Origin of the sequence: Clostridium sp., assembly GCF_047718555.1 — a bacterium.
Taxonomy (GTDB): Bacteria; Bacillota; Clostridia; order Clostridiales; family Clostridiaceae; genus Clostridium_I.
The window spans coordinates 1-3,156 of record NZ_JBDNRK010000114.1 but is presented as its reverse complement, the minus strand read 5'-3'; the positions used below and the strand labels follow the sequence as shown (position 1 = coordinate 3,156).

At 28.6% G+C, this 3,156-nt stretch carries 3 protein-coding genes; 2 read left to right on the top strand and 1 reads right to left on the bottom strand.

Annotated elements, in window-relative coordinates; translation table 11 throughout:
• Positions 1–48: 48 nt before the first annotated feature.
• Complete coding sequence (locus ABF633_RS20590) at positions 49–408, bottom strand: hypothetical protein (protein ID WP_415526586.1); 360 nt, start codon at positions 406–408, stop codon at positions 49–51.
• A 230-nt stretch (positions 409–638) separates the two neighbouring features.
• Between ABF633_RS20590 and ABF633_RS20585 the strand changes: the two genes are divergently transcribed.
• Together ABF633_RS20585 and pepF are read left to right on the top strand one after the other, a co-directional pair.
• Positions 639–1,040 carry a DUF6762 family protein gene (locus ABF633_RS20585; RefSeq protein ID WP_415526584.1) on the top strand — a complete coding sequence of 134 codons (402 nt, stop codon included), beginning with the start codon at positions 639–641 and terminating at the stop codon, positions 1,038–1,040.
• Positions 1,041–1,155: 115 nt separating this feature from the next.
• Positions 1,156–2,955 (top strand): oligoendopeptidase F, encoded by a 1,800-nt coding sequence (gene pepF, locus ABF633_RS20580; RefSeq protein ID WP_415526582.1) that lies wholly within the window; start codon positions 1,156–1,158, stop codon positions 2,953–2,955.
• Positions 2,956–3,156: the final 201 nt, after the last annotated feature.

The window sequence follows — 3,156 nt, the reverse complement described above, 5'->3', positions numbered from 1 at the left end:
AAAATTCAGATGGGGTAAAAGAATCCCCACCTGAATTAAGAACTTGCTTCAATTGTTTTCATTTAAATATTGAAGGTCAGATAGAGGAGATATTTTTTTTACGTGCCAGATTCCGCTGGTATCCTTTGACATTTTTAAACTGTAACTTACTGTAGTGTGTGGAACTTTGGCTTCCATACCCCTTACATTTAAAATGGCATCATTTGAGCCGGAAAAGGTTATATAAGAATGATCTACATTATACAGCTTATATTTATTAAAAAAACCTGTGGTTAAGTACTGTTTTGCAACAAAATTTATATCTCTGTTGTTATTATTATTGATACTGCCTTTTATTAAAATTACAATAATGATTAAGAAGACGGCTGTAACTACATATACTTTCTTTACTTTGGATTTTTTACTCATAACAAGTTCCTCCTGATCTATAGTATAGTTATTAAAGATTGTTGCATAATTGGCTAAATGTAAAGCTTTAAGTATTAACATTAATTTATTTTCTTAATGATATTGAATTGATAAAAAATAAATGGTATACAATGCAAATAAATTATAGTATATTTGGATATATTTGTAAATAGAATATCTAAATGTATTTTTGTAAAAGATAAAGCAGTAATGCTGAAAGGAAGGATAAAATGAATTTTTCATCTTTAGTTTTAATGGAAAAAGACAAAGATAATAAGTTCTTCACCAGAGAACTTGGCAGCTATAAAGTTAATGAGGGTGCAGAATATATAACAAAAATGTACTATGACGGTGAAAAGGTAAATGTATTTTTCGATACAAAAAAAGATGTAGAGGAATGGGAATATACAGCTGTATTCGATTATTTTGATTATGAAAGCTTTACAAAAAGAGGATATATTATAGAGGATGTAGATGATGAATATAATCCAACTTGGTTAGTGAAGTTTGAACTTTTATCAAAACATGAGGATATGGAAAAAAAATTAGATGAGCTTTGTAATTTAATATCAGAAAAAGTTTATGAGGTATTTCAGAATATAAATAATAAAAGAGAAGAATATGAACAATAAATTACAATTAACATTCAAAATTATTTTTAAATAAGCTATATGAGAATAGACTACCATATTGACTAGTTATTTATTTGAATAGAATTAGTTATTAATATAAAAAGGGGAGAATTTTATGGAAGAAATAAAGAAAACCAAAACAAGAGATGAGATAGATGAAAAGTATAAATGGAGAATTGACAAGGTATATAAGGACATAGAAGCTTGGGAAACTGATTTTAATAGACTTAAGGAATTTCAACCTAAAATAAGTGCACTTAGCGGAAAGCTTAGTGATGGTAAGAAGTTATTAGAATTTTATAAGCTTGACGAAGAGGCTTCTAGAATATTAGAAAAATTATTTATTTATGCCCATCAAAGATCTGATGAGGACACAACAAATACCACTTTTCAAACATTAAAGAGTAGAATTGATGCCTATCTTTCAGAGTTTAAAAGTGCCGCAGCTTTTTTTGTCCCTGAGATCTTATCTTTGCCTGAGGAAGATATTAAAAAAGAAGTTGAAAGTGTGCCTGAACTTAAACTTTATGAATTTGCATTAAAGGATATATTGAAGGCTAAGCCATATACTCTTTCAAAAAGAGAGGAGGAATTGCTTGCTTCCGTTTCAGATTGTTTAGAGGCACCAGGAAATATTTTTAATATGCTTTCAAATGCCGATATAAGTTTTCCAAAGATAATAGATGAAGATGGAAAGGAAGCTGAGCTTACGGAAGTAAAATATAGTAATTTTATAAAATCTAAGAATAGAGAAGTTAGAAAAAATGCTTTTAACGCCTTATTTAATACTTATGGTAATTATAAAAATACCTTTGCTCAGACTCTTTCAGCATCAATTAAAAATTTTGTATTTCAATCAAAGGTAAGACATTATAAAAATTCTATGGAATATAGCCTTAAGCCAAATGACATTCCACTAAGTGTATATGATAATGTAATTGAAACTGTAAATAATAATTTAAAAGCTTCACTACACAGATATGTAGATGTAAAGAAAAAGTTATTAAAATTGAATGAAATTCATATGTATGATTTGTATGTTCCCGTGGTAGATACACCTAAAGATTATATTGAATTTGAAAGAGCTGTTGAAATTGCAAAGGAAGGATTGAAGCCTCTTGGGAAGGAATATTTAGATATTTTTGATAACGGAATAAAAGATGGATGGATTGATGTATTTGAAAATAAGGGCAAAAGGGGTGGTGCATACTCCTTTGGATGCTATGATTCAATGCCTTATGTACTACTCAACTACAATTATGAAATAAATGATGTGTCTACTTTAGTGCATGAAATGGGTCATTCTATACATTCCTATTATTCAAGGAAAACTCAGCCCTTTATATATGCTAGTTACACTTTATTCTGTGCTGAAGTGGCATCTACCACCAATGAATGCTTGCTTATAAATTATCTTATAAATACAGAAGAGGACGAAAATAAAAAATTATATTTCATAAATCAACAATTGGAGCAGATTAGAACTACTGTATTCAGACAGGTTATGTTTGCTGAATTTGAAAAGATAACACATGAAAGTATAGAAGATGGAAAACCTCTTTCAGCAGAAGATTTTTGTAAAATATGGCATGATTTAAATGTAAAATATTTTGGCCCTGATATGATAGTGGATAAGGAAATAGATATGGAATGGTCAAGAATTCCACATTTTTACAGTGATTTTTATGTATACCAATATGCAACAGGATATGCTGCGGCTAATTCCTTCAGCAGCATGATTTTAAAAGAGGGCGAATCAGCAGTGAAGAAATATAAGGAATTCTTGAAGAGTGGAGGCAGCGATTACCCAATAGACATTCTAAAGAAGGGCGGCGTAGACATGACAACACCTAAGCCGCTGGAGGACACTATAGATACCTTTAATAAACTTCTTGATATGTTAGATAAGAATTAAAATTTAATCAAATTTTAGGTTCATTATGAAATTTTGTGACAAATTATTATAGTTATAATCTATCACAAAATTAGTAATGAACTTTTTTAAATAATTAGCACTTGAATTATTATTACTGAGTACTATATAAAATATAATATTTTTGTAAATTAAATAAAAAACTATACGAAAATAGTATAATGTTTATTAAATGAAAATAAA